The sequence below is a fragment of the Microbacterium hydrocarbonoxydans genome, assembly GCF_000956475.1.
GTDB lineage: Bacteria > Actinomycetota > Actinomycetes > Actinomycetales > Microbacteriaceae > Microbacterium > Microbacterium hydrocarbonoxydans_A.
The window spans coordinates 126,093-152,894 of the sequence record NZ_JYJB01000004.1 but is presented as its reverse complement, the minus strand read 5'-3'; the positions used below and the strand labels follow the sequence as shown (position 1 = coordinate 152,894).

24 protein-coding genes are annotated in these 26,802 nt (G+C 69.0%); 9 read left to right on the top strand and 15 right to left on the bottom strand.

All coding sequences use genetic code 11. The features are described 5' to 3' along the window. The first annotated feature begins 31 nt into the window (after positions 1–31). Positions 32–2,428: an ATP-dependent DNA ligase gene (locus RS84_RS01945; RefSeq protein WP_045256065.1), complete on the top strand. Its 2,397-nt coding sequence runs from the start codon at positions 32–34 to the stop codon at positions 2,426–2,428. 7 nt (positions 2,429–2,435) lie between these two features. On the opposite strand, the gene RS84_RS01940 is transcribed toward RS84_RS01945, so the two are convergent. The 5 genes from RS84_RS01940 to murI form a co-directional block, all read right to left on the bottom strand. Continuing rightward, the gene (locus tag RS84_RS01940) at positions 2,436–3,230 is read right to left on the bottom strand and encodes an SDR family NAD(P)-dependent oxidoreductase (RefSeq protein WP_045256064.1); all 795 of its coding nucleotides are present in this window, start codon (positions 3,228–3,230) and stop codon (positions 2,436–2,438) included. 87 nt (positions 3,231–3,317) lie between these two features. Further along, the gene (locus RS84_RS01935) at positions 3,318–4,238 is read right to left on the bottom strand and encodes a cation diffusion facilitator family transporter (protein WP_045256063.1); all 921 of its coding nucleotides are present in this window, start codon (positions 4,236–4,238) and stop codon (positions 3,318–3,320) included. Positions 4,239–4,316: 78 nt separating this feature from the next. Continuing rightward, positions 4,317–4,910 (bottom strand): RdgB/HAM1 family non-canonical purine NTP pyrophosphatase, encoded by a 594-nt coding sequence (gene rdgB / locus RS84_RS01930; protein ID WP_045256062.1) that lies wholly within the window; start codon positions 4,908–4,910, stop codon positions 4,317–4,319. Beyond that, the gene (gene rph / locus RS84_RS01925) at positions 4,907–5,665 is read right to left on the bottom strand and encodes a ribonuclease PH (protein ID WP_045256061.1); all 759 of its coding nucleotides are present in this window, start codon (positions 5,663–5,665) and stop codon (positions 4,907–4,909) included. The genes rdgB and rph overlap by 4 nt, the downstream gene beginning before the upstream one ends. Positions 5,666–5,690: 25 nt before the next feature. Beyond that, positions 5,691–6,527 (bottom strand): glutamate racemase, encoded by an 837-nt coding sequence (gene murI / locus RS84_RS01920; RefSeq protein WP_045256060.1) that lies wholly within the window; start codon positions 6,525–6,527, stop codon positions 5,691–5,693. A gap of 107 nt (positions 6,528–6,634) precedes the next feature. Between murI and RS84_RS01915 the strand changes: the two genes are divergently transcribed. Beyond that, positions 6,635–7,960, top strand: coding sequence for a nicotinate phosphoribosyltransferase (locus tag RS84_RS01915; protein WP_045256148.1), 1,326 nt, complete (start codon positions 6,635–6,637; stop codon positions 7,958–7,960). Positions 7,961–8,017: 57 nt separating this feature from the next. On the opposite strand, the gene RS84_RS01910 is transcribed toward RS84_RS01915, so the two are convergent. Genes RS84_RS01910 through RS84_RS19530 form a run of 3 tightly spaced genes read right to left on the bottom strand, consistent with a single transcriptional unit; the run spans position 8,018 to position 11,756 of the window. After that, the gene (locus RS84_RS01910; protein WP_045256059.1) at positions 8,018–8,284 is read right to left on the bottom strand and encodes a DUF3039 domain-containing protein; all 267 of its coding nucleotides are present in this window, start codon (positions 8,282–8,284) and stop codon (positions 8,018–8,020) included. Between the two features lie 41 nt (positions 8,285–8,325). Continuing rightward, positions 8,326–9,891, bottom strand: coding sequence for a hypothetical protein (locus RS84_RS01905; RefSeq protein WP_045256058.1), 1,566 nt, complete (start codon positions 9,889–9,891; stop codon positions 8,326–8,328). Further along, positions 9,867–11,756: an ATP-binding cassette domain-containing protein gene (locus RS84_RS19530; RefSeq protein ID WP_235281360.1), complete on the bottom strand. Its 1,890-nt coding sequence runs from the start codon at positions 11,754–11,756 to the stop codon at positions 9,867–9,869. The genes RS84_RS01905 and RS84_RS19530 overlap by 25 nt, the downstream gene beginning before the upstream one ends. A 252-nt stretch (positions 11,757–12,008) precedes the next feature. Between RS84_RS19530 and RS84_RS01890 the strand changes: the two genes are divergently transcribed. From RS84_RS01890 to RS84_RS01870, 5 genes are all read left to right on the top strand, one after another. After that, the gene (locus RS84_RS01890; protein ID WP_045256057.1) at positions 12,009–12,701 is read left to right on the top strand and encodes an NTP transferase domain-containing protein; all 693 of its coding nucleotides are present in this window, start codon (positions 12,009–12,011) and stop codon (positions 12,699–12,701) included. Between the two features lie 102 nt (positions 12,702–12,803). Continuing rightward, positions 12,804–13,736: a hypothetical protein gene (locus tag RS84_RS01885; protein ID WP_045256056.1), complete on the top strand. Its 933-nt coding sequence runs from the start codon at positions 12,804–12,806 to the stop codon at positions 13,734–13,736. A 76-nt stretch (positions 13,737–13,812) separates the two neighbouring features. Then, positions 13,813–14,118, top strand: coding sequence for a hypothetical protein (locus RS84_RS01880; protein WP_045256055.1), 306 nt, complete (start codon positions 13,813–13,815; stop codon positions 14,116–14,118). 112 nt (positions 14,119–14,230) lie between these two features. Then, on the top strand, positions 14,231–15,820 hold the full coding sequence (locus tag RS84_RS01875; protein ID WP_045256054.1) for an acyl-CoA carboxylase subunit beta: 1,590 nt from the start codon (positions 14,231–14,233) through the stop codon (positions 15,818–15,820). Next, positions 15,817–16,044 (top strand): acyl-CoA carboxylase subunit epsilon, encoded by a 228-nt coding sequence (locus RS84_RS01870; RefSeq protein ID WP_082061994.1) that lies wholly within the window; start codon positions 15,817–15,819, stop codon positions 16,042–16,044. The genes RS84_RS01875 and RS84_RS01870 overlap by 4 nt, the downstream gene beginning before the upstream one ends. Before the next feature lie 185 nt (positions 16,045–16,229). On the opposite strand, the gene RS84_RS01865 is transcribed toward RS84_RS01870, so the two are convergent. The 5 genes from RS84_RS01865 to RS84_RS01845 all read right to left on the bottom strand — a co-directional run bounded on the left by RS84_RS01865 (position 16,230) and on the right by RS84_RS01845 (position 21,930). After that, entirely contained in the window at positions 16,230–17,429 is a 1,200-nt protein-coding gene (locus tag RS84_RS01865; RefSeq protein WP_045256144.1) for an ROK family transcriptional regulator, read from the bottom strand. A 314-nt stretch (positions 17,430–17,743) separates the two neighbouring features. Further along, on the bottom strand, positions 17,744–18,751 hold the full coding sequence (locus RS84_RS01860) for a hypothetical protein (protein ID WP_045256053.1): 1,008 nt from the start codon (positions 18,749–18,751) through the stop codon (positions 17,744–17,746). Continuing rightward, positions 18,748–19,983: an ATP-binding protein gene (locus RS84_RS01855; protein WP_045256052.1), complete on the bottom strand. Its 1,236-nt coding sequence runs from the start codon at positions 19,981–19,983 to the stop codon at positions 18,748–18,750. Before RS84_RS01855 ends, RS84_RS01860 begins: the two co-directional genes overlap by 4 nt. A 1-nt stretch (position 19,984) precedes the next feature. Beyond that, positions 19,985–20,635 (bottom strand): response regulator transcription factor, encoded by a 651-nt coding sequence (locus RS84_RS01850; protein ID WP_045256051.1) that lies wholly within the window; start codon positions 20,633–20,635, stop codon positions 19,985–19,987. 47 nt (positions 20,636–20,682) lie between these two features. After that, positions 20,683–21,930, bottom strand: coding sequence for a class I SAM-dependent RNA methyltransferase (locus RS84_RS01845; RefSeq protein ID WP_045256050.1), 1,248 nt, complete (start codon positions 21,928–21,930; stop codon positions 20,683–20,685). A gap of 36 nt (positions 21,931–21,966) precedes the next feature. On the opposite strand from RS84_RS01845, the gene RS84_RS01840 reads away from it, so the two are divergent. Next, complete coding sequence (locus RS84_RS01840; protein ID WP_045256143.1) at positions 21,967–22,605, top strand: Maf family protein; 639 nt, start codon at positions 21,967–21,969, stop codon at positions 22,603–22,605. A gap of 77 nt (positions 22,606–22,682) precedes the next feature. Further along, positions 22,683–24,446: an acetyl/propionyl/methylcrotonyl-CoA carboxylase subunit alpha gene (locus RS84_RS01835; RefSeq protein ID WP_045256049.1), complete on the top strand. Its 1,764-nt coding sequence runs from the start codon at positions 22,683–22,685 to the stop codon at positions 24,444–24,446. Here the strand turns inward: RS84_RS01835 and RS84_RS01830 are convergent. Both RS84_RS01830 and RS84_RS01825 read right to left on the bottom strand, forming a co-directional pair. Then, a complete protein-coding gene (locus RS84_RS01830) occupies positions 24,439–25,260 on the bottom strand; it encodes a hypothetical protein (RefSeq protein WP_152641727.1) in 822 nt (273 codons plus the stop codon). The genes RS84_RS01835 and RS84_RS01830 overlap by 8 nt on opposite strands. A 62-nt stretch (positions 25,261–25,322) precedes the next feature. Continuing rightward, positions 25,323–26,771 (bottom strand): NAD(P)H-quinone dehydrogenase, encoded by a 1,449-nt coding sequence (locus tag RS84_RS01825; protein ID WP_414738808.1) that lies wholly within the window; start codon positions 26,769–26,771, stop codon positions 25,323–25,325. Positions 26,772–26,802 lie beyond the last annotated feature (31 nt).

Here is a 26,802-nt window from a genome sequence, read left to right as displayed (position 1 = left end):
TCACGACCAGCCCCTTGACTACGCTGTGGTCATGGTCGCAGACGGTCAGGTGGTTCAGGTCGGAGGGCGCCGCCTGCGCGTGACCAATCTCGAGAAGGTCGTCTATCCCGAGACGGGCACGACCAAGGGCGAGATCATCGGCTACTACTCGCAGATCGCTCCGCTCCTGCTGCCGCTTCTCGCCGGTCGCCCTGTCACGCGCAAACGCTGGGTCGACGGCGTCGGGACGACGGATGCTCCGGCCGAGGCGTTCTTCACGAAGCAGCTCGAACGAGGTGCGCCGTCATGGGTGCCACGCCAGGAGATCATGCACTCCGACGGGCCCAAGGAGTATCCGCTCGTGGACGACGTGCCCACCCTGGTCTGGCTCGCGCAGATCGCCGCGATCGAGCTGCACGTCCCGCAGTGGCGCTTCGATGCCGACGGTCTGCCGGGCAAGCCGGATCGGCTCGTGCTCGACCTCGACCCCGGGCCCGGCGTCGGTCTCGCCCAGTGCGCCGAGGTCGCGAGGATCGCCCGTGGCATCCTGACCGGCATGGGCCTCGATCCCGTCCCTGTGACGAGCGGAAGCAAGGGGATCCACCTGTACGCGGCGCTCCCCGGCGCGCAGACGAGCGCGGAGATCTCGGCGGTCGTGAAGGAGCTCGCCCGCATGATCGAGTCCGACCATCCCGATCTCGCGACGAGCGTGATGGCGAAGGTGCAGCGCGGTGGAAAGGTCTTCCTCGACTGGAGCCAGAACAACGGCAAGAAGACGACGATCTCCCCGTACTCCCTGCGCGGCCGCGCGCACCCCTGGGTCGCGGCTCCGCGCACCTGGGAAGAGCTCGACGATCCGGCTCTGCGTCAGCTCTCGATGCACGAGGTGCTCGAGCGGATGGCCGACGGCATCGATCCGATGTCCGCACTTCATCCCCGCGACGATCAGCTGCTCGATGCGTACCGCAGCAAGAGAGACGCAGAGCGCACGCCCGAGCCGATGCCCGAGCGGGCGGCCCCCTCCTCAGCCGGCGAGACGCGACGCTTCGTCATCCAGGAGCATCACGCGCGTCGCCTGCACTACGACCTTCGCATCGAGGACCGCGGGGTCCTCGTGAGCTGGGCGGTTCCCAAGGGCGTGCCCGAGACCAGCGGCCGCAACCACCTCGCGGTGATGACCGAGCCGCACCCGATGGAGTACCTGACCTTCGCGGGCACGATTCCCGCGGGCGAGTACGGCGCGGGCGAGATGACGGTGTGGGACACCGGAGTCGTCGAACTCGAGAAGTGGCGCGACGACGAGGTGATCGGCACCTTCGTCGGACGCGAGGGCGGACCGTTGGGCAGCGCCCGCCTCGCGCTGATCCGCACCGAAGGCGAGGGCGAGAAGTCCTCGTGGCTGCTTCACCGGATGAAGGACGGCTCCGACCGGCGCCAGCGGCGCCCTCATCCGAAGCCGTCACCGGCATCCGCCTCCTCGGCCGAGCCGACGCTGAGCCCGATGCTCGCCGAGAACGGCACCCCGGCCCGCGCCAAGTCCGTCAACGCGAAGCCGTGGGTCGAGGTGAAGTGGGACGGAATCCGCGCGATCGGCACGTGGGCAAACGGACGGATGCTGCTGCATGCCCGCAGCGGCACCGACATCACCGCCCGGTACCCCGAGCTGACGGCCGACGGGGCGCCGCACCTCCCGGCGGACGAGGCGGTCATCGACGGCGAGATCGTCGCCTTCGACGACCGCGGCCGCCCCAGCTTCTCGCGGCTCCAGAACCGCATGCACCTGACCAAGCCGCGCGAGATCGAACGCGAGGTGGTGCGCACGCCCGTCGTCTACATCGCGTTCGATCTGCTGCGCCTCAACGGGCACGACCTCACCGGTCTGCCGCTCGAACAGCGGCGCTCGCTGCTCGAAGACGTGACGGCCGGCCTGGACGCTCCTGTCCAGACGCCGCCCGTGTTCGACGACGTCGATGCGGCCCTCGCCGCGAGCAGCGAGTTCGGCCTCGAAGGCGTGGTCGTGAAGGACCGTTCGTCGCGCTACCGCCCGGGGCAGCGGTCGCCCGCATGGGTGAAGCTCAAGAACACCCTGATGCAGGAGGTCGTGATCGTCGGCATCCGGCCAGGCAAGGGTGACCGAGAGGGAACGATCGGTTCGCTGCTCCTCGCCGTTCCGTCCCCCGCCGGCCTCCGCTATGTCGGACGGGTCGGCACGGGTTTCACCGATCGGATGCTGCGCGACCTGCTCGCACAATTGTCGCCGCTGCGGGTTCCGAAGGCGCCGCTCGACGGCGTGCCCGCGCTCGACGCCTCGGACGCGCAATGGGTGCGGCCCGAGCTCGTCGGTGAGGTCGAGTTCGGCAACTGGACGCCGGACGGCATCCTCCGGCACTCCCGCTGGCGGGGGCTGCGGCCCGACAAGACGCCGGCCGAGGTCGCCGTCGAGTCCTAGGCGCGGGTCAGTCGACGATCGCACCCGCGGTGAGGTTCGCGATCACTCCGGTCATCGAGCGGGCCCGGTCCGACGCCGCGAATGCCAGATACTCAGCGACCTCGTCGAGCACCGGGAGCCTACCCAGCGCCGTTGCGCCTGCGAGTCCGTCCAGCCAGTCGCTCAGCGGCAGACCGCCCGCTTCGGCCACGCGGCCGAACATCCGCCCGGTGTACGACGTCGCGACCGCGTCGGACATCGCGTGCGGACGCACGCACACCACCCTGACCCCGTCGGGACCGAGCTCTCCGGCGAGCGCCCGCGAGAAGCCCTCCAGGCCGGCGGACTGGGCAGCGTTCCCGATGAGCCCTCGTCCCGACAGCCGCGCACCGGGCGTCGAGATCGTCAGCAGCACGCCGGACCTCTGCGCGATCATGTGCCGTGAGGCGGCCTTCGCGGTGATGAAGTTCGTCTGCAGGTAGCGGGCGACCGGGAACAGGAAGTCGTCCACGGCGGTGTCCGTGATCGCCAGCCCTTGCACGTGATCGAACCCCACCGCGTTGAGGGCGATGTCGACGCTGCCGGCCGTCGCGGCCACGTCGTCGATGTGCCGGTCGACCGCCTCCTGATCCATCGCGTCGACCACATCGACCGAGACCTCGGCTCCTTGCCGCCGCGCACCCTCGGCCGCCGATTCGAGTCGTGGCAGCGAACGCCCGGCGAGGAAGACGCGGGCGCCCTCTCGCGCGAACACGCGCGCCGCCGCTGCCCCGATCGAGCCGCCTCCGCCGTGGATCACGGCCACCTTGTTCTCCAGCAACATGTCTTTCCTCCGAGCGTCATCGAGTAGTGCAACCCCATAGTTGCACTACTCGATGATCAGATGCAACCCGGAGATTGCATTATGGAGTCAGGCGTGATGCGGCTCACAGTCCGACTGCTCGGCCGGCTCGATCTGGAACGTCGAGTGCTCCACGTCGAAGTGCTCTGCGAGGCACGACTGCATGTCGGCGAGCAGCCTCGCCGAACGCCCGCTCTCGAACAGCTGCGGCGCCACGCTCACGTGCGCCGTGAAGACCGGGGCGCCGCGAGTGAGCTGCCACACGTGGACATCGTGCACGCCGACGACGCCCTCATAGCCCAGCAGGTGCGCGCGGATCTCACTCACCGCCGTGCCCTTCGGGGCCGACTCCGCCAGCACGGAGAACACCTCTCGCAGCAGCGAGATCGCCCGCGGGATGATCATGACCGCGATGAGCATCGACGCGATCGCATCCGCCGGCATCCATCCGGTCGCCACGATCACGATGGCCGCGACGATCACCATCGCCGAGCCGATCAGATCGCCCATCACCTCGAGATAGGCACCCCGCACGTTCATGCTCGTGCGCTGCGCGCGGCTGAGCAGCCACATCGAGACGCCGTTGGCGACGAGTCCGACCGCCGCGACGACGAGCATGAGCCCGCCCGCCACCTCGGTCTCCCCGGGGTTCACGAGCCGCAGAACCGCCTCGACGCCGACCCATCCGGCGAGCGCGATCAGGATCACGGCATTGATCAGCGCGCCGAACACCTCGGCGCGCTGATAGCCGAAGGTGCGACGATCGTCTGCGGGGCGTGCGGCCACGGAGGCCGCGATCAGAGCGATCACGAGCGCCGAGGCGTCGGTGAACATGTGTGCGGCGTCGGCCAGCAGCGCCAGCGAACCGGTGAGAACGGCCCCCACGACCTGCACGACCATGATGGCCGCTGTGAGGCACAGCGAGATCGCCAGCAGGCGACGGTGGCCTGCCGCGCGGATGCCGCCTGATGCGGGCGCGTGATCGTGCATATGACCAGGCTAGACCGGCCCCCGGCCGCCATAGGGCCGTTTGGCCTAGTCGGGAAGGGTAACGATTCTCAGTAGCGGCTACAGGGTCGCGAGCAGCGGCACGAGCTCGGCGAACGCCCGCGCGCGATGCGACTGGGACTGCTTCTCCTCGGCGGTGAAATCGCCCACAGTGCGCTCCTGCCCTGCGGACTGTCCCTCGGGGATGAAGATCGGGTCGTAACCGAATCCCCCGCCGCCGGACGCCTGGTGCGCCAGACGACCGGGCCACTTCCCGACGACCACGTGCTCCGCGCCGCCGGGCGTCACCAGTGCGATCGTCGAGTTGAAGTGCGCCGCACGATGCGGGTCGGCGATGTCGCGCAGCTGGTCGAGCAGCAGCTCGAGGTTGGCTGCGGCATCCTTGCGCTGTCCCGCCCAGTACGCCGAGAACACTCCGGGCGATCCCCCGAGCACGTCGACACAGATGCCGGAGTCGTCGGCGAGGGCAGCGAGCCCCGTGTGCGCAGCCGCGGCACGTGCCTTGATGAGGGCGTTCTCCGCGAAGGTCACGCCGTCCTCGACCGGCTCCGGCCCGTCGTAGCCGACGATCTCGAGGTCCGGCCGCACCTGGGCGACGATCTGCTGGAACTCCGCCACCTTGTGCGGGTTGTGCGTGGCGAGGACCACTTTCATCGCTGGATCCCTGAGCCCGTGGAAGGGTCGAGGGCCTTGAGCTGGAGGTCCTTCAGGTCGGCGCAGCCGGCGACGCCGAGGTCGAGCAGGGCGTCGAGCTCGCGCTTGTCGAAGGGCGCGCCCTCTGCGGTTCCCTGCACCTCGACGAAGAGACCGCGACCGGTGACGACGACGTTCATGTCGGTCTCGGCGCGCACGTCCTCGACGTATGCCAGATCGAGCATGGGCTCGCCGTCGATGATGCCGACGGAGACCGCGGCGACGGAGTCGAGCAGCGGCTTCGAGTTCTTCCCGATGAACTTCTTCTCGCGCCCCCACTCGATCGCATCCGCCAGCGCGACGTAGGCGCCCGTGATCGCCGCGGTGCGGGTTCCGCCATCGGCCTGCAGCACGTCGCAGTCGATCACGATCGTGTTCTCGCCGAGTGCCTTGGTGTCGACCACGGCGCGCAGAGCACGGCCGATCAGACGCGAGATCTCGTGCGTGCGGCCGCCGATGCGGCCTTTCACGCTCTCACGGTCGTTGCGGCTGTTCGTCGCGCGGGGCAGCATGGCGTACTCGGCGGTGACCCAGCCCTTGCCCTTGCCGGTGAGCCAGCGGGGAACGCCGTTCGTGAAGGATGCCGTGCACAGCACCTTCGTGCCGCCGAAGCTGATCAGGGCAGAGCCCTCGGCGTGCGCGCTCCAGCCGCGTTCGATCGTGATCTCGCGGAGCTGGTCGGTGGCGCGGCCGTCGGCGCGGACGATGGATGACATGGGCTTCCTTCTGTTGGGGTGGGGGTCAGAGAGCGTCGATGACGGATGCCGGCAGGTCGATGACCCCGGTCTGCACGAGCTGCACGTCGCGCACCTCGTGGCCCATCAGGCGGTTGGCGAGAGCCGTGAACTCGGCGGTCGAGTCGCCGGTCGCCTCGTAGACGTACGTCGCGTTCGCGTCGGGAGAGGCGAGCTGATCGGCGCGCACGAGCTGGCGGTACACGTCGCCCGCGGTCTCGTCGTCGCTCGAGACGAGCGTTACGCCCTCCCCCATCACGTAGCTGATCGCTCCGCGCAGGAACGGGTAGTGCGTGCATCCGAGCACGAGCGTGTCGACGCCGGCATCGCGCAGCGGCGCCAGATACTCCTCTGCCACGGCCAGCACCTCGGGCGTCCCGGTGATCCCCGCCTCGACGAACTCGACGAAACGCGGGCAGGCCGCGGTGAAGACCTCGAGCCGCTCGTTCACCTCGAGCATGTCCTGGTAGGCGCGCGACCCGATCGTGCCGACCGTGCCGATCACGCCGACCCGCCCGTTGCGCGTGGTGGACACGGCCCGGCGCACGGCCGGCCCGATCACCTCGACGACCGGGACGTCGTACCGCTCACGCGCATCGCGGAGCATGGCGGCGGATGCCGTGTTGCATGCGATCACGAGCATCTTGACGCCCTGGTCGACCAGCGTGTCGAGCACCTCGAGCGAATAGCGCCGCACGTCGGCGATGGGCTTGGGACCATAGGGCGAATGCGCGGTGTCGCCGATGTAGACGAACGACTCGCGGGGCAGCTGGGCGCGGATGGCCCTCGCCACCGTCAGCCCGCCGACACCGGAGTCGAAGATTCCGATCGGGGCGTCGTTCATGACTACCCAGCCTACCCGCGACCGCCCTTCGACAGGCTCAGGGACCCAGCAGGCTCAGCGACCCTTCGACACGCTCAGGGTCCCACGCGGATCAGTAGGCTGTGCTCATGACGACGTCGACGGCGCTTCTCACCGACCGCTACGAACTTACCATGCTCGCCGCTGCCCTCCGCGACGGCACCGCATCGCGACCCAGCGTGTTCGAGCTGTTCTCGCGCCGCCTCTCCGGCGGCAGGCGTTTCGGCGTCGTGGCGGGAACAGGCAGGCTCCTGACGCTGCTGCGCGACTTCCGCTTCGGCGAGGAGGAGCTGCGGTTCCTGCGCGACGAGAACATGGTGGATGCCGCGTCGCTCGCCTACCTCGAGAACTACCGCTTCACCGGGTCCATCCGCGGCTATCGCGAGGGCGAGCTGTACTTCCCCGGCTCCCCCATCCTCACCGTCGAGGGCACCTTCGCCGACGCCGTCGTGCTCGAGACCCTCGCCCTCAGCATCCTGAACCACGACTCCGCCGTCGCCACGGCCGCCGCCCGCATGAGCATCGCGGCCGGCGAGCGGCCGCTCGCGGAGATGGGGTCGCGTCGAGCCGCCGAGCACTCCGCCGTCGCCGCGGCTCGCGCGGCGTACATCGCGGGCTTCAGCGCGACGAGCAACCTCGAGGCGGGGCGGCGCTGGGGCATCCCGACCATGGGCACAGCCGCACACTCCTGGACGCTGCTGCACGACAGCGAGGAAGACGCATTCAGGGCGCAGATCGACAGCCTCGGCACCGCTACGACGCTGCTCGTGGACACCTATGACATCCGCACGGGCGTGGAGACGGCGATCCGCGTCGCCGGCACATCGCTCGGCGGTGTGCGCATCGACTCCGGCGACCTGCCGATCGTCGCGGCCGAGGTGCGCGCCCAGCTCGACGAGCTCGGCGCGACGGCGACGAAGATCACGGTGACCAGCGACCTCGACGAGTACGCGATCGCGGCCCTCGCGGCGTCGCCCGTGGATGCGTACGGCGTCGGCACGTCCGTCGTCACGGGCTCCGGCTATCCGACCGCGAGCATGGTCTACAAGCTCGTGGCACGGCAGGACTCCGACGGGGCATGGATCTCGGTGGCGAAGGCATCCGCCGACAAGGCCTCGCACGGCGGCCGCAAGGCCGCCTTCCGCACCATCGCGGATGGCGTGGCCGTCGCGGAGACCGTCGTGGTCTCAGACGGCTTCGAGCCGCTCGACTCGGCGGTCGAGCACCCGGATGGGCGCGCGCTTCAGGTGACCTTCGTGGAGTCCGGCGAGATCGACCGCTCGTACGAAGGCGTCGAGGGGACGGCATCCGCTCGCGAGCACTACCTGAGGGTGCGCGAAGAGCTGCCGGTACGCGCTCTGGCGCTCAGCAAGTCCGACCCGGCGATTCCGACGGAGTTCGTCGATGCCCGTTAGGACCGCTCGGTCACTGAGCGAGGAGCGCAGCGACGAGTCGAAGAGCGTCGATGCGGGTCAGCCGACCATCGACTCGTAGATCTCCTTGCACGTGGGGCAGATCGGGAACTTCTCGGGGTCGCGCCCCGGAGTCCACTTCTTGCCGCACAGCGCGCGCACGGGCTTGCCGGTGATCGCCGACTCGAGGATCTTGTCCTTCTTCACATAGTGCGAGAAACGCTCGTGGTCGCCCGGCTCGAGATTCTCTTCTCGGAGAAGCTCTTCCAGTTCGCGATCAAGCGTTGTCACGCCGCCCTGATCGGGGCTGTCCAGCGGAGTACTCATCCCGCGAGTCTAGTCGCGTCAGGCCGTCTGCGGGCGGCCGCTCAGGCCGTCTCGACGAACTCCATCAGTCGCTCGCCGTCGCGCTCGAACACCTTCCCGCCGACCGCGGTGCCGACCAGAAGCGCGCCGACGCCCGTGGCCACCCCTGCCCACAACGTCGCGGGCGCGTACTGCGATCCCTCGACGATCGTGAGCACGAACAGCCAGATCGTCGGGACGCTCAACACGATGGCGCCGAGGAACGCGGATGCCGGGCCGAACGCGCCGCGCGAGGTCGGCCGCTGCGGCTGCTGGAACGGGCTGTCGCCCGGGCGCGAGACCGCGTACGGCGCGATCACCGAGACGACGCTCGAGATGCCGAGGCCCGACAGGAGCAGGCTCGCAGCGAGTCCTGTCAGCGGGAAGAGCAGCCGCCAGTCGGCGATCCACAGCAGGGTCAGCGGCACGGTGATCGCGAGGACGGGCACCGCTACGAGCATCACGGGAACAAGACGCCCCAGACGATCGGGAAGTCCGCGCACGCCGCTGGCGATGTGCGTCCACAGTGCGGTCGAGTCGTAGGCGACGTCGTTGTGCGGGAGCCATCCGAAGAAGAGGGCCATCACCGGGACCGGCACGAGTGCGGCGATCTCCAGCGGCACGCCCGCGACGAGGAGGGGGAACACACTGAGAACGCCCGCCACGGGGACCACGATGATGTTGACGATGTAGCGACGGTCGCGGAACCAGTAGACCAGGCTGCGCGCGGCGATCGCTCCGAACGCGTTCGACGGCAGAAGACCGAACCAGCCGAGCCCGGTGCGCTCTCGGGAGGCGAAAGGACGCGCCGTCGTGGTGAGCAGACGGCGCACGAGCCACGTCCACGCGCCCCAGCAGACGATCGCGGTCGCCACGGCGATGATGCCGCTCGCCCAGGCGCCCGCGGTGTCGTCGAGAGCCACCGCGAACAGGAACCCGGAGGGGGCGGCGAACGGAGTGAGCCCGACCGTGCCGGTCACCGAGGCCACGGTCGCGGGCACGTGACCGTCCCAGCGCAGCGATGCGAGGAAGACGGCGACGGGGAAGGCGATCACGATCACGGCGAGCGCGAACAGGGAGGTGAGTTCGCGCGAGCGGCGCTCTGGCAGCAGCAGTGCGTTGATCGCCATTCCTATCCGCGCCGCGAGCAGGGTCGTCACGACGCCGACGAACGTCATCAGCACTGCCACGAGCCACGGCGTGCCGAGCTGGATCGCGACGATGCACACGCACACGTTCACCGCGAGCACAGCGAAGCTGGGCACGCTGACGAACGCCGCCAGAGCGAGGATCCACGGCATCCGCCGCTCGTCGACGCCGAACACCGCGAATCTGCGCGGGTCGAGCTGATCGGTCGCGCCGACCAGGATCGGGCCGATCAGGAAGCCGAGGAGGATCGCCGCGCCGCCGAGCACGACGACGGTGCGCGCGACGGCCACCGGCGCCTCGTCGAGGCTGAGCACGGCGGCGCACACGACGACGGTGAGCGCCGCGACGATCACGAGCGCGCCGATCGTGCGCAGACGGCGCTCGCCGCGCAGCGCTCCGATCAGCAGAGCAGCTCTCAGTCGGAGAACGTGTGCAGCCATTCGAGCCCCTCCACCTCGCCGCTGGATCCTGCGAGCTCCACGAACCGCGACTCGAGGGTCTGCCCGGCCCTGACCTCGTCGATCGTCCCCTCCGCGAGCACGTCGCCCGCGACGATGATCGCGACGCGAGAGCACACCCGCTCGACCAGGTCCATGCCGTGGCTGGAGAGGATCACGGTGCCGCCGTGGGCGACATAGGCACGCAGGATGTCGAGGATGACCGCGGAGGAGACCGGATCGACGGCCTCGAACGGCTCATCGAGCACGAGCACCCGGGGCGAGTGGATCATGGCTCCGGCCAGCATGATCTTCTTCGTCATACCGGCCGAATAGTCGGACACGACGCGGCTGAGCGCATCCCCCAGGTCGAATGCGCGGGCGAGGTCCGCCACGCGCTTCTCGATCACGTTCGACGACAACCCGCGCAGCAGGCCGTAGTAGTGGAGCAGCTGTCGGCCGGTGAGGCGGTCGAAGGTGCGCAGCCGGTCGGGCAGCACACCCATCACTCGCTTAGCGGCGAGAGGCTTCGCCGACTGGTCGATGCCGCAGATCATGATCTCGCCGGAGTCTGCGCGCAGCAGCCCCGCGACGATCGACAGGGTGGTCGTCTTGCCCGCGCCATTCGGCCCCACGATGCCGTAGAACGAGCCGGCAGGGACGCTCAGGTCGATGCCGTTGACCGCGACGTGATCGCCGAAGGTCTTCACCAGACGGCGGATCCGAATGGCCTCGGCGCCCGCGTTCGCCGGTGGAACGGACGGAGCGGATGCTGCGACGAGCGGCTCCGTGCCCTCCGTCACGTCGGCAGAGCGGAGCAGGTTCGGCTCGGGCGTCGCGGGCACGTCGTCGACCGGCGTCTCGGGCGCCGCCTGCTCGGGAGCATCGACGGGATCTACCTCGACTGGTGCGTCCTCGACAGGTGCGTCCTCGACAGGCGCCGCCTCTACGCGAGCATCCTCGACGGAAGAGGCCTCCACGACGAAAGCGTCCTCTACGGGAGCATCGTCGACAACAGGAATCTCCTCAACAGGAGCCTCCCCAACAGGAGCCTCCTCAACAGGAGCCTCCTCAACCGGAGCTTCCTCGACGGGAGCCTCCTCAGCGGGAGCCTCCTCGACGATCGGAGCGTCCTCGACCGGGGCCTCGGCTGCGAGCGGCGCGGCATCGACAGGAGCGGCTTCGACGGCGGGCTCATCAGCGGATGCATCCACAGGCGCGGGAGCCGCTCCCCCGCTGGCGTCCTGCACCGCGGGGGCGGCCTCGGCAGCCAGGGCTTCCTTCGCGGCCGCCGCTTCCTCGGCAGCCTTCGCTTCCTCCGCAGCCTTCGCCGCGGCAGCCTTCTTGGCCGCCGCCGTCTTGGCAGCAGTGACCGCGGCAGCCGTCTTGGCCGTGTTGCGCTTCGCCGCGGCGGTTCGTGCGGTGCTCTTCGCGGCAGCCGAGCGCTCTGCCGCTGCCTTGGCCGCGGCCGTCTTCGACGCGGCCGAGGGACGCTTCGCCGCGGCCTTCGTCGTGTCGGCCCCGGACTTCGGCGCCGCGGATCGCGCTGCCGAGTTCTTGGCAGCGGCGGCGCGGGCGGCAGCCGCAGTCGGCTTCTTCACCGCACCGCTGTTCGCCGCGCCGCTTGTGTCGGCGCCGGTGTTCCCCGCATCCGATCTGACCGGGGGCTCCGACACCGCCTCGAGCGACGCCGTCGCGTTCTGCGCCGCCTTCTGCGAGGGCGCGCGCTTCGCCGGGGGCTTGCGGGCTGGCGTCTTGCGGGCCGGCTTCTTCACCTCTTCTCGCTCCGCTCGCTCAGCCTCTCGCTTCGCGGGCGTGCTCGCGGCGTCAGCCACCTCGGGGGTGCGGTCGTCGGGGGAAGCAGTCACCGTCCGAGGGTATCAACCGCACCTGACGATACCCGGCTCGACGCAGCTTTTCCGGCGGGATTTCTGCGTGTAATCTGGCCATCGAGGCACACACCCCGAATCTGAGTGTTCCGTGTGTACTCGGTCACGAAATGGCAACAGGGGGCTCCTCCCCCCGAGGTTCCCAGGGTCGGTCGCTACCATGAAAAACGGCACGACGAAGTGTCTGGTCGGTGAACCGACCGTGAACACACTCTTCCCTTAGGAGCTCTCGTGACTCTTCAGACCGTCATCCTCGCAGCCGGCATGGGCTCGCGCCTGGGCCGTGCGCTGCCGAAGCCGCTCACCGAGCTCAGCGACGGACGCACGATCATGCGTCAGCAGCACGACAACATCCGGGCCGCCTTCGGCGACGACGCCCGCATCACCACGGTCGTCGGCTATCGCGCCGAGACCATCATCGAGGCCTTCCCGAACGTGAACTACGTGCACAACGAGCGCTACGACGAGACCAACACCTCGAAGAGCCTCCTGCGCGCGCTGGGCGCCACCGGCAAGTCGGGCGTTCTGTGGATGAACGGCGATGTCGTCTTCGACCCGATGATCCTGGGCCGCGCGGCCGCCTACATCGAGCGCGACCAGTCGTTCGTCACGGTCAACACCTCCAAGGTCAGCGATGAAGAGGTGAAGTACACGGTCACGGCCGAGGGCTTCATCAAGGAGCTGTCGAAGACCGTCAAGGGCGGCCTCGGCGAAGCCGTGGGAATCAACTACATCTCGTCGACGCACAAGAAGGCGTTCATGCGTCAGTTGCAGCGCGTCGAAGACCAGGACTACTTCGAGCGCGGCCTCGAGCTCGCGATCGCCGAGGACGGCGTGCTTCTCGAGCCGATGGACGTCTCCGACCTCTACGCGGTCGAGGTCGACTTCGCCGAAGATCTCGAGCGGGCGAACCTGTTCGTCTGATCTTCGCCTCACGGCAGCTAGATCTGTCGCACGAATGCCCGCTCCCCGCAAGGGGGTCGGGCATTCGGCGTTTTCGCGGCCACCGTCCTTAGGATCGGACACATGGGGAAAAAGGTGCACAAGATCCACTCCCTGCCCGACGGCTCTCCGTGGGACAAGGGAGTGCCACCGGTGGGCTCCACTGAGCATCCGCTCATGGTCCGAGGCCTTGACCGTGTGCTGTCGATCCAGCGTCCGCTCGTGCTCGCGCATATCCGCAGCATCCGACTGAGGCATCCGCAGGCCACGCCGGCCGAGATCATCCGCATCCTCGAGAAGCGGTACCTGTCGGCCGTCACGACGGGCGGCGCGGCTGTGGGCGCGACCGCCGTGATCCCCGGGATCGGCACCGGTGTCACGCTGGCACTGTCGGGGGTCGAGACGGTCGGCTTCGTCGAATCCACGGCCCTATTCGCGCAGTCGGTCGCCGAGGTCCACGGCATCGCGATCTCCAACCCCGATCGCGCGCGAGCGCTCGTGATGACGCTCATGCTCGGCAAGGAGGGCGTGGCTCTCGTCGGTCAGCTCGCGGGCCAGGCCACGGGTCGCGGCGGATCGCGATCGGCCTACTGGGGAGAGCTCGTGACGAAGTCGCTCCCCCGCGCCGCCGTCGGACCGATGGTCGATCGCCTCAAGAGCATGTTCCTCAAGCAGTTCGCCGCCAAGGGCGGCGCCTCCTTCTTGGGGAAGGCCATGCCGTTCGGAGTCGGAGCGGTGATCGGCGGAACAGGCAACCACATCCTGGGTCGACGAGTTCTCACGACCTCGCACCACGCGTTCGGCGCACCGCCCCTGACGCTGCCCGCCGAGCTCGAACCCGTCGAAGGTGCAGAGAAGGTGGAGCTGCGGATGCTGCACGGCGCCCAGTATGTCGGCAACGCCGTCGCCGGAGCGGCCGGCACTGCGGCGCGCGGCGTGACCTGGGCAGGACGCAAGGCGCTCTCCGTCGGTCGCCGAGAGAGAGTCGAGCCTCCCTCCACATCCGACCCCGAGTAGCGGCTTCCTCACAGCCCGCGTGACGGGTGCCCGCCCCGGCCCGCCGCCGTCGGATGCCGCTCTTAGCGTGTCGGCCATGTTGAGACCCGTCGACCCCTCAGATGTCCCTCCTCCCGTCGCCTACCGGGTGCCATGGCACGTGTCGCGCGACGACCCCGCGCATCCTGTCGTGACGAACCGCAGCCCGGAGGCGGCGGACTTCGTGCGAGTCTTCCGCGGCGATCGCGGAGGCAATGAGACGACACAGCTGTGGGGTCAGGTGCTGCCTGCCGAGCGGATGGAGCTGTGCCTGTGCTCGGCCGATCTCGACGAAGTGGTCGTGACCCTCGCCTGGTTCCGTCAGACCGATGGGCTGGAGTACGTGTGGCGATTCGTCGTGTGACGCCCCGCCCGAGGCGAGGCGCACCATGCCGTGGTGGCGCGCCAAAGGATCACCAGAGGCGTTGTGGCGAGCATCCAACGGACGGCGTGGACGCCGCGCTAGGGTGGAATCCGTGACGGAACAGCCCGAACTCTTGACCACCGCCGGACGCATCGCAGACCTTCGCGCGCGCTACGACGAGGCCGTCGTCCACGCGGAGAAGATCGCGCAGGAGAAGCAGCACGCCAAAGGCAAGATGACTGCCCGCGAGCGCATCGAGCTTCTCGTGGACCCTGGCAGCTTCGTCGAATTCGATGAGTACGTGCGCCACCGCACGACCGCCTTCGGCATGGACCGCAACCGTCCGTACGGCGACTCGGTGGTCACCGGCATCGGCACCATCCACGGCCGCACGGTCGCGGTCTACTCTCAGGATTTCACCACGTTCGGCGGATCGCTGGGCGAGGTCTCCGGCGACAAGATCATCAAGATCATGGAGTTCGCGCTCACCAGCGGCATTCCGATCATCGGCATCCTCGATTCCGGTGGCGCGCGAATCCAGGAGGGTGTCCTCGCCCTCAGCAAGTACGGCGAGATCTTCCGGCTCAACACCCGGTCCTCGGGTGTCATCCCGCAGATCTCCATCATCATGGGCCCGGCGGCCGGTGGCGCGGTCTATGGTCCGGCCCTGACCGACTTCGTGATCATGGTCGACAAGACCAGCCAGATGTTCGTGACCGGCCCCGACGTCATCAAGACCGTCACGGGCGAAGACGTCGGCATGGAAGAGCTCGGCGGTGCGCTCACCCACAACACCCGTTCCGGTGTCGCGCACTATCTCGCCGAAGACGAAGACGACGCGATCGACTACGCGCGCACGCTCCTCAGCTTCCTGCCAGACAACAACATGGCCGAGATCCCGAGCTACGAGAGCGGCTTCGAGTGGGAGACGACGGATGCCGATCGCACGCTGAACGCGATCATCCCCGACTCCCCCAACCAGCCCTACGACATCCACACGGTGATCGAGCACGTCGTCGATGCGGCCGACTTCATCGAAGTGCAGCCGCTGTTCGCCCCGAACATCGTGATCGGCTTCGGGCGTGTGGAAGGCCGCTCGGTCGGCATCATCGCCAACCAGCCCTCGCAGATGGCCGGAACCCTGAACATCGAGGCGGGCGAGAAGGCCAGCCGCTTCGTGCGGTTCTGCGACGCGTTCTCGATCCCGATCGTGACGCTCGTCGACGTGCCGGGGTACCTCCCTGGCACCGACCAGGAATGGACCGGCGTGATCCGCCGTGGGGCGAAGCTCATCTACGCCTACGCCGAGGCCACCGTGCCCCTGGTCACCGTGATCCTTCGCAAGGCCTACGGCGGAGCCTACATCGTGATGGGGTCGAAGCAGCTGGGCGCCGATGTCAACCTCGCCTGGCCGACGGCCGAGATCGCCGTGATGGGCGGCCAGGGCGCCGTGAACATCCTCTACCGCGGCGAGATCAAGAAGGCCGAGGAGGCGGGCGAAGACGTCGCCGCTGTGCGCACGCGCCTCGCGAACGAGTACACCTACAGCGTGACCAGCCCGTTCCTCGCCGCGGAGCGCGGTGAGATCGACGGCATCATCGAGCCCGCGAACACGCGGGTCTCGATCGCCAAGGCGCTGCGGGCGCTGCGCGGCAAGCGCGCCGAGCTGCCGCCGAAGAAGCACGGGAACATCCCGCTGTGATCACCGAGCGACCAGAAGACCAGCCGCCGGCGATCGAGATCCTGCGCGGCAACGCCACGGAAGAAGAGCTGGCAGCCCTCATCGCGGTGGTCAGCAGCGCCTACGCGGAAGAGGAGGCAGGCGCGGTGGCTGTCGAACGACGGCCCTCCGCGTGGCAGCGCACCCAGCGGCCGCTGCGCACTCCCCTGCGGCGCGACATCCCTTGGGGCCGCTTCGCCGGCTGACCCCGGCAGGCCAGAGTCTGCGGATCCGTGAGCCCCCCAGCTCACGGATCACGCAGACAGACTGTGCCGAAATCGATGCGGGTCACATTGCCTCGCGCATCGCCCCAGATCGGCGTAAAAACAATACTACATCGATTAGAGTTATTGTTTCAAGCCTCATCTCGGAAGTCTTTCCGCGACAGAGATCAGTCTTCGAGGTAGAGGTCCGACGCGCGCGGGGTGAGCACCGAGTCCAGGACCACACAGGCCGCGCCCACGGCTCCCACGTCATCACCGACCACTGTGCCGTCGACGGGGAGCGGGCGCACGGCGCGGGTCGCGCTGCGGCGGTCGAGAGCGGGCGGGATCTCCTCGAGGTACACCGAGGCGAGACGCGACCAGAAGGGCCCGCCGAGCACGACGCGGTCCACGTCGAACGCGTTGGTGAGCACGGAGATGAGGACGGTCAGGTGAGCGGCTCCTCGCCGCAGCACCTGAAGTGCCGATGCGTCTCCGGCAGCCGCACGGGCGCAGAGCTGCGTGAATCGCACCTCGACGGCCTCGACGTCGTTTCCTTCTCGATCGTCGGGGAAGACCCCCGCACTCTCCGCCTGCTCGACCATCGCCTGAGGGGTGCACACCACGTCGACGCATCCGCGCAAGCCGCACCCGCACGACGGACCATCGGGGTCGACGACGATGTGGCCGATCTCTCCGAAGTTCCGAGAGGCGCCTCGCTCCGCCTCGCCGTCGCGCACCAGCGCCGCGCCGATGCCTGTCCCGAGATAGACGAAGACGAAGGAGTCATCGGCAGGCCCGTTGCCGGTCCAGAGCTCTCCCACTGCCGCGGCAGTGGTGTCCTTCTCCAGCGCGACGGCGAACCCCGTCGCTTCGGCGAGCACGGCCCGCAGCGGGACGCGGTGCCATCCCTGCAGCTTGGGCGGGTCGATCACCGTGCCGCGTGCAGCGTCCAGCGGACCGGGCGCCGCGACGCCGACCCCCGCCACGGCAGCCCGATCGATGCCGGCATCCGCGATCATGGCCTCGATCGCCTGAGCCATCACATCGACGATGCGCCGAGGATCCTTGGCCGGCGTGCGGACGACGCGACGCCTGACCACGGCGCCGGACAGATCGAGCAGCACGAGCGTGATCACCGCGGGGTCGAGATGCACGCCGATGGAGAACCGGCTGTCGGGGACCAGCCGCAGGATCACCCGCGGCTTGCCGGGTCCGTTGATGGTTCTGCCGGCCTCCGCGATCAGCTCGTCATCAAGAAGGCGCCGCGTGATGTTCGTCACCGTCTGAGCCGACAGCCCGGTGGCAGCGGCCAGCTCGATGCGGCTCACACCGTCGACGGAGCGGCGAATCGCCTCGAGGATCACCGCCTGGTTGAAATCACCCATGCGGGGAAGATTCGTGCCGCGACGCATACCCATCGTCCTATCCTCCCCCATCCGCTCTCAGACTAATGGCCAGAATTTGTCCCCCAAAATACCTACAGACAACGCTTGCCAGAAGCGTGAGACTTAGTGAGACGCTTCGCGTTCGGCTGGTCTCTCTGTCCCAGGGTAGACAGACGATGATCGGCCACCAGCGGACAGTTTTCGGGTAACTGGGCCGCAACGGCGAGGGGCGGGCGGCTTCGCCGCCCCTCGCCTTCTCCTACTGACCTCGGTTCTGACCACCTCCCCCGATCAGAGCCGAGGCGGGCCGGATCTCAGCGTTCGGCGTGCCGCGGGATCTCGTGCCAGAGGTCCACTGCGTCATCGTCGCGCGATGATCCCGCGCTGGCGCGACCGACCACGGTCACGGCGACGCGCTCATCTCTCGCAGCGCGGATGATGAGGCGATCGGCTCGCGCATCCGCCAGGACGCCGGCGAGCTCGTCGCGGATCTGCGCCCGCCGCTCCTCCGCGAGCTCGTCCAACCCGCCCTCGTCGAACACCGTGACGGCGACGCCTCGGCGCCGGGCCTCGGCGATCGCGTCGCGCACGGCATCGTTCAGCAGGCTCGCGCCTCTCAGCTCATCGCGCAGCCGCCCCTCGGCGAGGCGCGCCTCCAGTCGCTCATCCTCGTCGAGGACGCCATGCGCGGCGACCACACGGCTGAGCACCGGGCCGGCGACCGCCAGAGCGAACTGCGTCCGAAGGCGACGCTCGCGCTGCCGCACCTGCTGCGTGGCGTGCCATGCCGACACTGCCTGCTGGATGTCCGCGAGTCGCTCGGTGTCGCGGATCGCACGGTCCCAGAACATCACGAGAAGCCAGGCGACCGCGACCCACATGATCGAGCCGACGAGCCCCAGCGACAGCGCGCTCAGGATCCCCAGATGGATCCAACAGGTCGCCACGAGGCCCGCCAGGCTCAGTGCGGCGATCAGAAAGCGCCGGCGCACGACGAGCACGACACCGAGCAGCCCGATCGCGCCGATGTACCAGGTCGCGAACGGCGCCGTGCGATGCATCACCGCGAGCGAATGCGTGGCGAGGCTCGGGATCGCGACGCTGGAGATGCCCGCGAGAATCGCGACCCACAGGGGCATCCGCACCGAGACGGCCGACTCCCACAGAATCGCCATGTTGACGACCACGAGATACGCCACGACCGCCAGCAGCATCAGAAGCGGAGCATCGGGCTGCTCGATCCACCACACGCCGCGGGCGGCGAAATACATCGCGAATCCGATGCTGAGCAGGGTCGCGACGCTGCGCACCGTACGATTCACGAGCGCTCCCAGCCGAGGGTCACGACCGTGCCGGACGCATCCGACTCGATCGCGGCCGTGCCTGCGACGCCTGCCATGCGCGCGAAGATCGATGCGCGGATGCCGAGACGATCAGCTCCGATCTCTTCCAGGACGAAGCCCGGCCCGTGGTCGCTGATCACGACCGAGATCGCGTCGCCGCCGTGCCCGTCGACGACGATGTGGAGTCCGCGACCGCCGGCATGGGCGACCGAGTTCCCGAGCGCCTGGCGCGCCGCGAGCACGAGCGCTCGGGCGACGCGGCCAGGGATCGTTCCCATGACGCCTCGCTCCTCGACGATGGCGTCCGCGCCCAGCTCCGACAGCGCCCGCCGCAGCTCGAGGACGATCTGTCCGGCTGTCACAGGCTCGTCGCTGCCCTCTTCCGCGACCGCCGCCTCGGTGTTGGCGAGCCGGGTGAGAGCCTCACGGGCCATCGCCACGGCGAGATCGCGAGCGCGCTGCCCCTCGGCGCGCTCCGCCGCGATGAGGGCCGCGAGCACGCTGTCGTGCATCAGCGCAGACATCGTCACGCGCTCCTCCTCCGCGGCAGCGGCAGCTGCGGCCGCGGCGTAAGACGCCACGGCTCGACCGCGCACGTCGTCGACGCCGGCGGCCACTGAACGGAACATCCATCCCAGCGAGATGATCACAAGGCCGAGGATGAGCGTGAACGACACGTCGAACGCGGTGGTGACCCAGAACGCGCTCGAGAACTCTCCCTGCACCAGGCGGACGTAGCCGTAGACGAAGGGCATCCCTGCCGCCCACACGAATTGCAGCCACAGCGGGAACGCGAGCATGGCCGCGACGACGCCCACGTTCACGAGGAAGAAGATCCAGGGCTGCTGCGTCGCATCCCTGTGAAGAGGATCCACGACGCTGGGCCATGCGGCGAGCGCGACAGCGTAGGCGATGGCGAAGATGCCGGAGGTCGAGCGGACGCCGCGCCCGATCACGCACGCCAGAAGCATGGCCACCAGTGGGACGAACACGACCAGCAGCATGCCGATCTGCGCGGAGTCGGCTCGTGACAGCGTCGTGAGCGCGGCGATCAGCGCCTGCGCGCCCAGCACTGCGGAGCCGATCGCGACGACGGTCGAGAGAATGCGCTCCATGCGCTTGCCCGTGAACCGTTCGAATCCCGTCTCGACGCTCCCGGGTGAGGGGATCTTGCTCCAGGCGTCGCGGATGCTGACCGGCTCGGCCGTCACGCTAGGCTCCGTCGGGCGCGTAGATACCGTCTTCCATGGCCCTGCGCATCAGATCCACCTTCGTGGACGCCGACCGGCCGACGCTGACGTATTTCACGCGGACGCGCGAGATGTTCTCCTTGGCCGTCGAGTAAGCGACGCCCAGCCGATCGGCCACGGCCTTGAGCGGCAGCCCCGTGGCGTACAGACGCAGCACGTCGCGCTCCCTCGTCGACAGCTGCGCGTCGGCGAACTCCCGGTCGCCGTCGACGGCGCTCGCCCATTCGACGTTGTTGAGCGCCTCGCCCTGTGCCACCGTGCGGATCGCGTCGAGCACATCGTCGAGCGCCGAGGACTTGCTCACGACGCCCGCGGCCCCGGCCACCAGCGCCTCGCGCACGGCAGCAGGACGGTCGGCCACGCTGTGGATGACCACGCTCGCCCCGTCTGCGACGATCGACGCGACATTCTCGGTGACGGTGGTGCCGTCGCCGAGAGTGAGATCGAGTACGACGACGTCGGCGGGCGCCTGGCCCGATGCCTTGCGCCAGCCGAGATACGACGCGACCGTGCTGCCGGAGAACACCACGATCTGCTCGCCGTCGCGCGCGCACGCGGCCTCGAGCCCGAGGCGGACGGACTCGTGATCATCGATGAGGGCGACCCTGCTCATCGCACCAGCCTACTGAGTTCGTCCATTTGGTTTACCCCCCGGGTTCGTCAGCGCGTCAGCAGCGCGACGACCTCGAAGTGGTGCGAATGCGGGAACAGATCGAACGCCCGCATGCGCGGCACCTGCCAGCCGAGCGAGCGGAAGGTGCCGAGGTCTCGGGCCAGTGCGACCGGATCGCAGGCGACGTACGCGATGGCCTCCGGCGACATCGCGTGCAGAGCCTCCACGACCGCCCGGCCCGCGCCTGCGCGCGGCGGGTCCAGAACCACGGTTCCGGCGCCGGTTCGACGGACCGTCGACAGGAACTTGTCCACACGCGCAGTGACCGCATTCACCTCGAGCGGGGCGAGATTGGTCTTCGCATGCTCGGTCGCCCTCGCGCTCGACTCGACGGTCACGATGTTCGTGGCGCCCAGGTCGGCGAGGGTTGCAGCGAACAGCCCCACGCCGCCGTACAGGTCGTAGTGCGTCGCCGCCTCGTCGACGTGGTCTTCGAGCAGCCCGTAGACGGCGGCGTCGAGGACGGATGCCGCCCTCGGGTGGACCTGCCAGAAGCCGTCCGCGTCGACCTGGAATCGCCGGTCGCCCACCTGCTCGTGAACCGTCTCGTGCGTGCGACGGGGCGGGCGTCCTCGGCCGTGACGTCGTTCGACGTCCTTTCGGCGGACGTCGTCCTCCCGGCGGATGACTCGCACGCGGCCGTCGGCCGGCTCGACGAGCTCGATGCGCCCCGGTCCGCCGCCTGCGAGCGCTGCTGCGGCGTCGGCGATCGCAGGGCGGGCCAGGGGATGCGCGCCGACATCGATCACCCGATGACTGCGCGCAGCGTAGGGACCCACGCGCCCCTCGCCGTCGACATGCAGGGTGACGCGCGTACGCCAGCCCGTGCCGTCGCTCGAATCGACCGGCTCGACCTCGGGTGCGTCCAGCCCGGTCCCGGCGAATCTGTCGAGCGCTTCAGACAGGACCTGACGCTTGAGCGTGCGCTGGTGCGCGAGCTCGATGTGCCCGAGGTCGGCGCCGCCCGGGCGCTGCGAAGGGTCGCGTGAGACGTCGGCTTCCGCCCAGACGTGCGGGCGCCGGTGCTCCGAGGCGTCGAGGACGTCGACCGTCTCCGCACGCCAGAAGCTCTTCGAATCGTCCGTCGACGAATCGTCGAGGCGGGCGCGAACCCGCTCTCCCGGGATCGCATCGGAGACGAAGACCACCCGTCCTTCGTGGCGTGCGACGAAAGTGCCGCCGTGCGCGATGCCGGTGATGTCCAGATCGAGCGTCCGGGCTGAGGAAGAGGTCATCCCTCCAGGATACGGCGGGCCGCTACGGTGGAGAGCATGCGCGTGTGCCTCGCCTCCACCTCTCCCGCTCGCCTCATGCTGCTGCGTCAGGCCGGCATCGAACCTCTCACGCTGTCGCCCGGAGTCGATGAGGACGCAGTGGCCGCAGCCGCGGCGTCGGAGCGCGACGCGGAACTCGCGCCCGATGAGCTCGTCCTGCTGCTCGCCCGTGCGAAGGCGCGCGACGTGGCCGAGCGCCTCGCCGCGTCCGGCGATTTCGACGGCATCGTGATCGGCGGCGACTCCATGTTCGAGGTGGGCGGACGGGTCTACGGCAAGCCGTACACGACCGAGGAGGCGACACGACGCTGGCACGAGATGCGCGGAGCGACCGGCATCCTGCACTCGGGCCACTCCGTGTTCCGGATCTCGCCTGGCGCGACTCCGGTCGAGGCCACTGCGGTGGCCGCGGCATCCGTCACCTTCGCGGCGGACATCACGGACGCGGAGATCGCCGCGTACGTCGCCTCGGGCGAGCCGCTGCATGTTGCGGGCGCCTTCACGGTCGACAGCCTCGGCGGAGCCTTCATCACGCGCGTCGACGGCGATCCCTCCACCGTGGTCGGCATGTCGCTGTCCACGGTGCGGAGCCTCGCAGCCGAGCTCGGCGTGACCTGGACCGACCTCTGGTCGTAGCCTCCCGACACGTTTCCAGAGCTTTCTTGTGGAGAGTCGTCAAAGAGATCGGGGGCGTTCTCGATAGGCTGACAGTCATGCCCATCGAGAAGGTTCTTATCGCCAACCGGGGCGAGATCGCCGTCCGCATCATCCGCGCCGCCCGTGACTCGGGCATCGCCTCGGTCGCCGTCTACGCCGATCAGGACAGGGACGCGCTGCACACCCGTCTTGCAGACGAGGCGTACGCCCTCGGCGGCGCGACCAGCGCCGAGACCTACCTGCAGATCGAGAAGATCCTCTCGGTGGCGCGTCGCGCCGGAGCGGATGCCGTGCACCCCGGCTACGGATTCCTCGCCGAGAACGCAGAGTTCGCCCGTGCCGTCATCGGCGCCGGCATGATCTGGATCGGACCGTCCCCCGAGGCCATCGAGGCGCTCGGAGACAAGGTCACCGCACGCCACGTCGCCGAGAAGGTGGGGGCGCCTCTCGCCCCCGGCACTCCCGGGCCCGTGGCCGGGGCCGACGAGGTCATCGCCTTCGCCGAGGAGCACGGACTCCCCATCGCGATCAAAGCGGCGTACGGCGGTGGCGGACGCGGCCTCAAGGTCGCCCGCGAGCTCGACGAGGTCGCAGAGCTCTTCGAATCGGCGACGCGCGAGGCCGTCGCGGCATTCGGGCGCGGCGAGTGCTTCGTCGAGAAGTACCTCGACAAGCCGAGGCACGTCGAGACGCAGTGCCTGGCGGATGCCGAGGGCAATGTGGTCGTCATCTCGACGCGCGACTGCTCGCTGCAGCGCCGTCATCAGAAGCTCGTCGAGGAAGCGCCTGCGCCCTTCCTCACCGACGAGCAGAACGCCCAGCTCTACTCGGCGTCCAAGGCCATCCTCAAGGAGGTCGGCTACGTCGGCGCCGGAACCTGCGAGTTCCTGATCGGCGCTGACGGCACCGTCTCCTTCCTCGAGGTGAACACCCGGCTCCAGGTCGAGCACCCCGTGTCCGAAGAGGTCACGGGCATCGACCTGGTGCGCGAGCAGTTCCGCATCGCGGCCGGCGGCGTCATCGACTACTCCGACCCCGAGCCCCAGGGACATTCGATCGAGTTCCGCATCAACGGCGAGGACCCTGGTCGAGGATTCCTCCCCCAGCCGGGCCCCATCCACGTCTTCAAGACCTTCGGCGGCCCCGGCATTCGCCTTGACTCGGGCGTCACCGCAGGCGACTCCGTCTCGGGCGCGTTCGACTCGCTTCTGGCGAAGATCATCGTCACCGGCAAGGACCGCGCCGAGGCTCTCGAGCGGTCCCGTCGCGCCCTCGACGAGTTCGAGGTCTCGGGAATGCCGACGGTGCTGCCGTTCCACCGCAAGGTGGTGCGCGACCCCGCGTTCACGGCGGAGAACGGCGAGTTCGGCATCTTCACCCGCTGGATCGAGACCGAGTTCGTCAACGACATCCCCGCGTGGGACGGTGAGCTGGAGGCTCCGGCGGAGCAGGCCGGCCGCCACACGGTCGTCGTCGAGGTGGGAGGCAAGCGCCTCGAGGTCAGCCTGCCGGACCGCGTCGCGGCATCCGTGAGCGCCGTCGGCCGCCCGGCCGCCGTGCCGCCGTCACGGCGCAGCCACGCCACCAGCGTCAGCGCCGGCGCCTCCGGCGATGCCGTGAAGTCGCCCATGCAGGCCACCGTCGTCAAGATCGCCGTCGAAGACGGCCAGCAGGTCGTCAAGGGCGACCTGGTCGTCGTGCTCGAAGCCATGAAGATGGAGCAGCCGCTGCAGGCGCACAAGGACGGCGTGGTGGGCAACATCAGCGCGGATGCCGGAGCGACGGTCTCCGCAGGGCATCAGCTGCTCACGATCAGCTGATCGCCGCATTCCAGCGCTCGACGCGGCGCTGACCGAAGGTCGTACCCAGTTCGGCCCGGTCGGCGGGGTGATCGAGATAGTGCGAGAGCGCCGCCAGCACCACCCACGGATGCACATCCGTGCCCGCGGGCGTCAGCGTCAGCACCTCGGTCTCCTCGCCGCGCAGGCGCACTTCGATGAGAGGCAGGGGCGGCGTGTACCGCCTGTGCCCTCCCATCGAGAGAGCGGTGACCGAGACCACGGAGCTCCAGGGCACGTACAGCGGATCGCCGACGCGGATCATCGCGATGCCGGAGCGGCCGATCGTGAGCCCGACAGGGCGCCGCCCGAACGAGCCGAGACGGAACTCCGCGATCGACTGATGCACGGCCGTCCACACCATGACCACGGCCGCAGGCAGCGCGATCACCAGCCCCAGCAGCGCCTGCGGCCGGCCGCTGGTGCCGATGAGGATCGCCGCGACGACGAGAACGGCGGGCACGACGGCGAACGACCATAGCGCCAGCGTCGTCAGCAGTCCGGCGCGCCGCTGCCGGATGAAGTGCACCCAGGAGTCAGGCGGCATCGACTCTGCGTTCGTCAGCGCCACGGAGTCGACGAACTCCGGCGCCTTCTTTCCGAACGGCTGACGAAGCCCCAGCAGCGACGCTCCAGCGCCCAGTACGACGAGGCTCACCGGGGCCAGCACCGCGGCCCCCTCGCGTGCTGCTGCCGGGATCATCGCCGCGAAGACGAGAGCGGTGGCTGCACCGCCGATGACGATGAAGAGCGGCCGTGATCTCCGGCTCGGCCCCCAGCGCCGCGGCCAGCTCACCGGGATCCGCTCCGTGCGGTCATCCCCCTCTGCGACCACGAGTCGTCTGCCGCGTCCGGGACTCAGCCCGAGACGACCTTGTGCATCGCGCGCGACGCGTCCGTGATGCTCGACGAGAGCGACGGGTACGCGGCGAACACGCGGGAGACCTGGTCGACCGTCAGGCGGCGCTCGACGGCGACCGCGATCGGATAGATCAGCTCCGACGCCTTCGGGGCCACGATCACGCCGCCGATCACGGTGCCCGACCCCTTGCGGGCGATCAGCTTCACGAAGCCGTCCTTGATGCCCATCATCTTCGCGCGAGGGTTCGCCGCCAGGGGGAGCTTGTAGACGAGGCCGTCGGCGATGCCGTCCTCCACGTCCTGCTCGCTGAACCCGACCGTCGCGATCTCCGGGGCCGTGAAGATGTTCGAGGTGATCTTGCGCAGCTCGAGCGGGATCACGATGTCACCCAGTGCGTGGAACACGGCGGTGCGCCCCTGCATGGATGCGACGGATGCCAGAGGGAAGAAGTTCGTGCAGTCGCCGGCCGCGTAGATGTTGGGCACCGAGGTGCGGGCGACCTTGTTCACGCGGATGTGCCCCGAGTCGGTCAGCTCGACTCCGGCATCCTCCAGCCCGATTCCGGCCGTGTTCGGGATCGAGCCGACCGCCATCAGGCAGTGCGAGCCCGCGACCGTCGTGCCGTCCGACAGCGTCGCGACGACCCCGTCCTTGGTGACCTCGACCTTGTCGGCGCGGGACTTCGACAGAACCTGCATGCCCCCGCGCTTGAACACCTTCTCCAGCACGCGGGCCGCATCCTGGTCGGAGCCGGGCAGCACCTGATCGCGGCTCGAGATCAGCGTGACCTTGGCACCGAGGTTCATGTACGCCGAGGCGAACTCCGCGCCGGTGACTCCGGAGCCCACCACGATGAGGTGCTCGGGGAGCGCCTTCATGTCGTACAGCTGCGTCCAGGTGAGGATGCGCTTGCCGTCGGGCTTGGCAGAGTCCAGTTCGCGCGGCGACGCGCCGACGGCGACGACGATCGTGTCTGCTTCGATGCGATCGAAGTCGGTGCCGTCGACCCCGGTCGACACGACGATCGCGTTCGCGCCCTCGAGCCTGCCGTGGCCGGAGAGCACCCGCACGCCGGCGTCGAGGACGGCAGCCCGCATGTCTTCCGACTGCTGACCGGCCAGCGCGATGAGCCGCTTGTTCACTGCGGCGAGATTGATCGCGATCTCCGGCTTGAGCGGCTTGCCGCTCTCGCTCTTGGCGTAGAAGTTCACGCCGAGGTCACTGGCCTCGGAGATCGCGACGGCCGCATCGGCTGTGGCGATCAGGCTCTTGGAGGGCACGACGTCGGTGAGCACGGCCGACCCTCCGATGCCGACGCGCTCGACCAGGGTCACCTCGGCTCCGAGCTGGGCGGCCGCCAGAGCTGCTTCGTAACCGCCGGGACCGCCGCCGAGGACGGCGACGCGCTGGGTGCGCTCAAAAGGGGTGAAAGACATGCCTTCCATTCTTCCGCAATCCTGGCGGGTGAGCCGCCAC

Excerpts from the sequence above, each read along its gene's own strand:
- RS84_RS01945 (WP_045256065.1), top strand. The coding sequence starts at position 32 with ATGGTCGCAGACGGTCAGGTGGTTCAGGTCGGAGGGCGCCGCCTGCGC.
- RS84_RS01940 (WP_045256064.1), bottom strand. The coding sequence starts at position 3,230 with ATGTTGCTGGAGAACAAGGTGGCCGTGATCCACGGCGGAGGCGGCTCG.
- RS84_RS01935 (WP_045256063.1), bottom strand. The coding sequence starts at position 4,238 with ATGCACGATCACGCGCCCGCATCAGGCGGCATCCGCGCGGCAGGCCAC.
- rdgB (WP_045256062.1), bottom strand. The coding sequence starts at position 4,910 with ATGAAAGTGGTCCTCGCCACGCACAACCCGCACAAGGTGGCGGAGTTC.
- rph (WP_045256061.1), bottom strand. The coding sequence starts at position 5,665 with ATGTCATCCATCGTCCGCGCCGACGGCCGCGCCACCGACCAGCTCCGC.
- murI (WP_045256060.1), bottom strand. The coding sequence starts at position 6,527 with ATGAACGACGCCCCGATCGGAATCTTCGACTCCGGTGTCGGCGGGCTG.
- RS84_RS01915 (WP_045256148.1), top strand. The coding sequence starts at position 6,635 with ATGACGACGTCGACGGCGCTTCTCACCGACCGCTACGAACTTACCATG.
- RS84_RS01910 (WP_045256059.1), bottom strand. The coding sequence starts at position 8,284 with ATGAGTACTCCGCTGGACAGCCCCGATCAGGGCGGCGTGACAACGCTT.
- RS84_RS01905 (WP_045256058.1), bottom strand. The coding sequence starts at position 9,891 with ATGGCTGCACACGTTCTCCGACTGAGAGCTGCTCTGCTGATCGGAGCG.
- RS84_RS01885 (WP_045256056.1), top strand. The coding sequence starts at position 12,804 with ATGGGGAAAAAGGTGCACAAGATCCACTCCCTGCCCGACGGCTCTCCG.
- RS84_RS01880 (WP_045256055.1), top strand. The coding sequence starts at position 13,813 with ATGTTGAGACCCGTCGACCCCTCAGATGTCCCTCCTCCCGTCGCCTAC.
- RS84_RS01865 (WP_045256144.1), bottom strand. The coding sequence starts at position 17,429 with ATGGGTGATTTCAACCAGGCGGTGATCCTCGAGGCGATTCGCCGCTCC.
- RS84_RS01850 (WP_045256051.1), bottom strand. The coding sequence starts at position 20,635 with ATGAGCAGGGTCGCCCTCATCGATGATCACGAGTCCGTCCGCCTCGGG.
- RS84_RS01845 (WP_045256050.1), bottom strand. The coding sequence starts at position 21,930 with ATGACCTCTTCCTCAGCCCGGACGCTCGATCTGGACATCACCGGCATC.
- RS84_RS01840 (WP_045256143.1), top strand. The coding sequence starts at position 21,967 with ATGCGCGTGTGCCTCGCCTCCACCTCTCCCGCTCGCCTCATGCTGCTG.
- RS84_RS01835 (WP_045256049.1), top strand. The coding sequence starts at position 22,683 with ATGCCCATCGAGAAGGTTCTTATCGCCAACCGGGGCGAGATCGCCGTC.
- RS84_RS01825 (WP_414738808.1), bottom strand. The coding sequence starts at position 26,771 with ATGGAAGGCATGTCTTTCACCCCTTTTGAGCGCACCCAGCGCGTCGCC.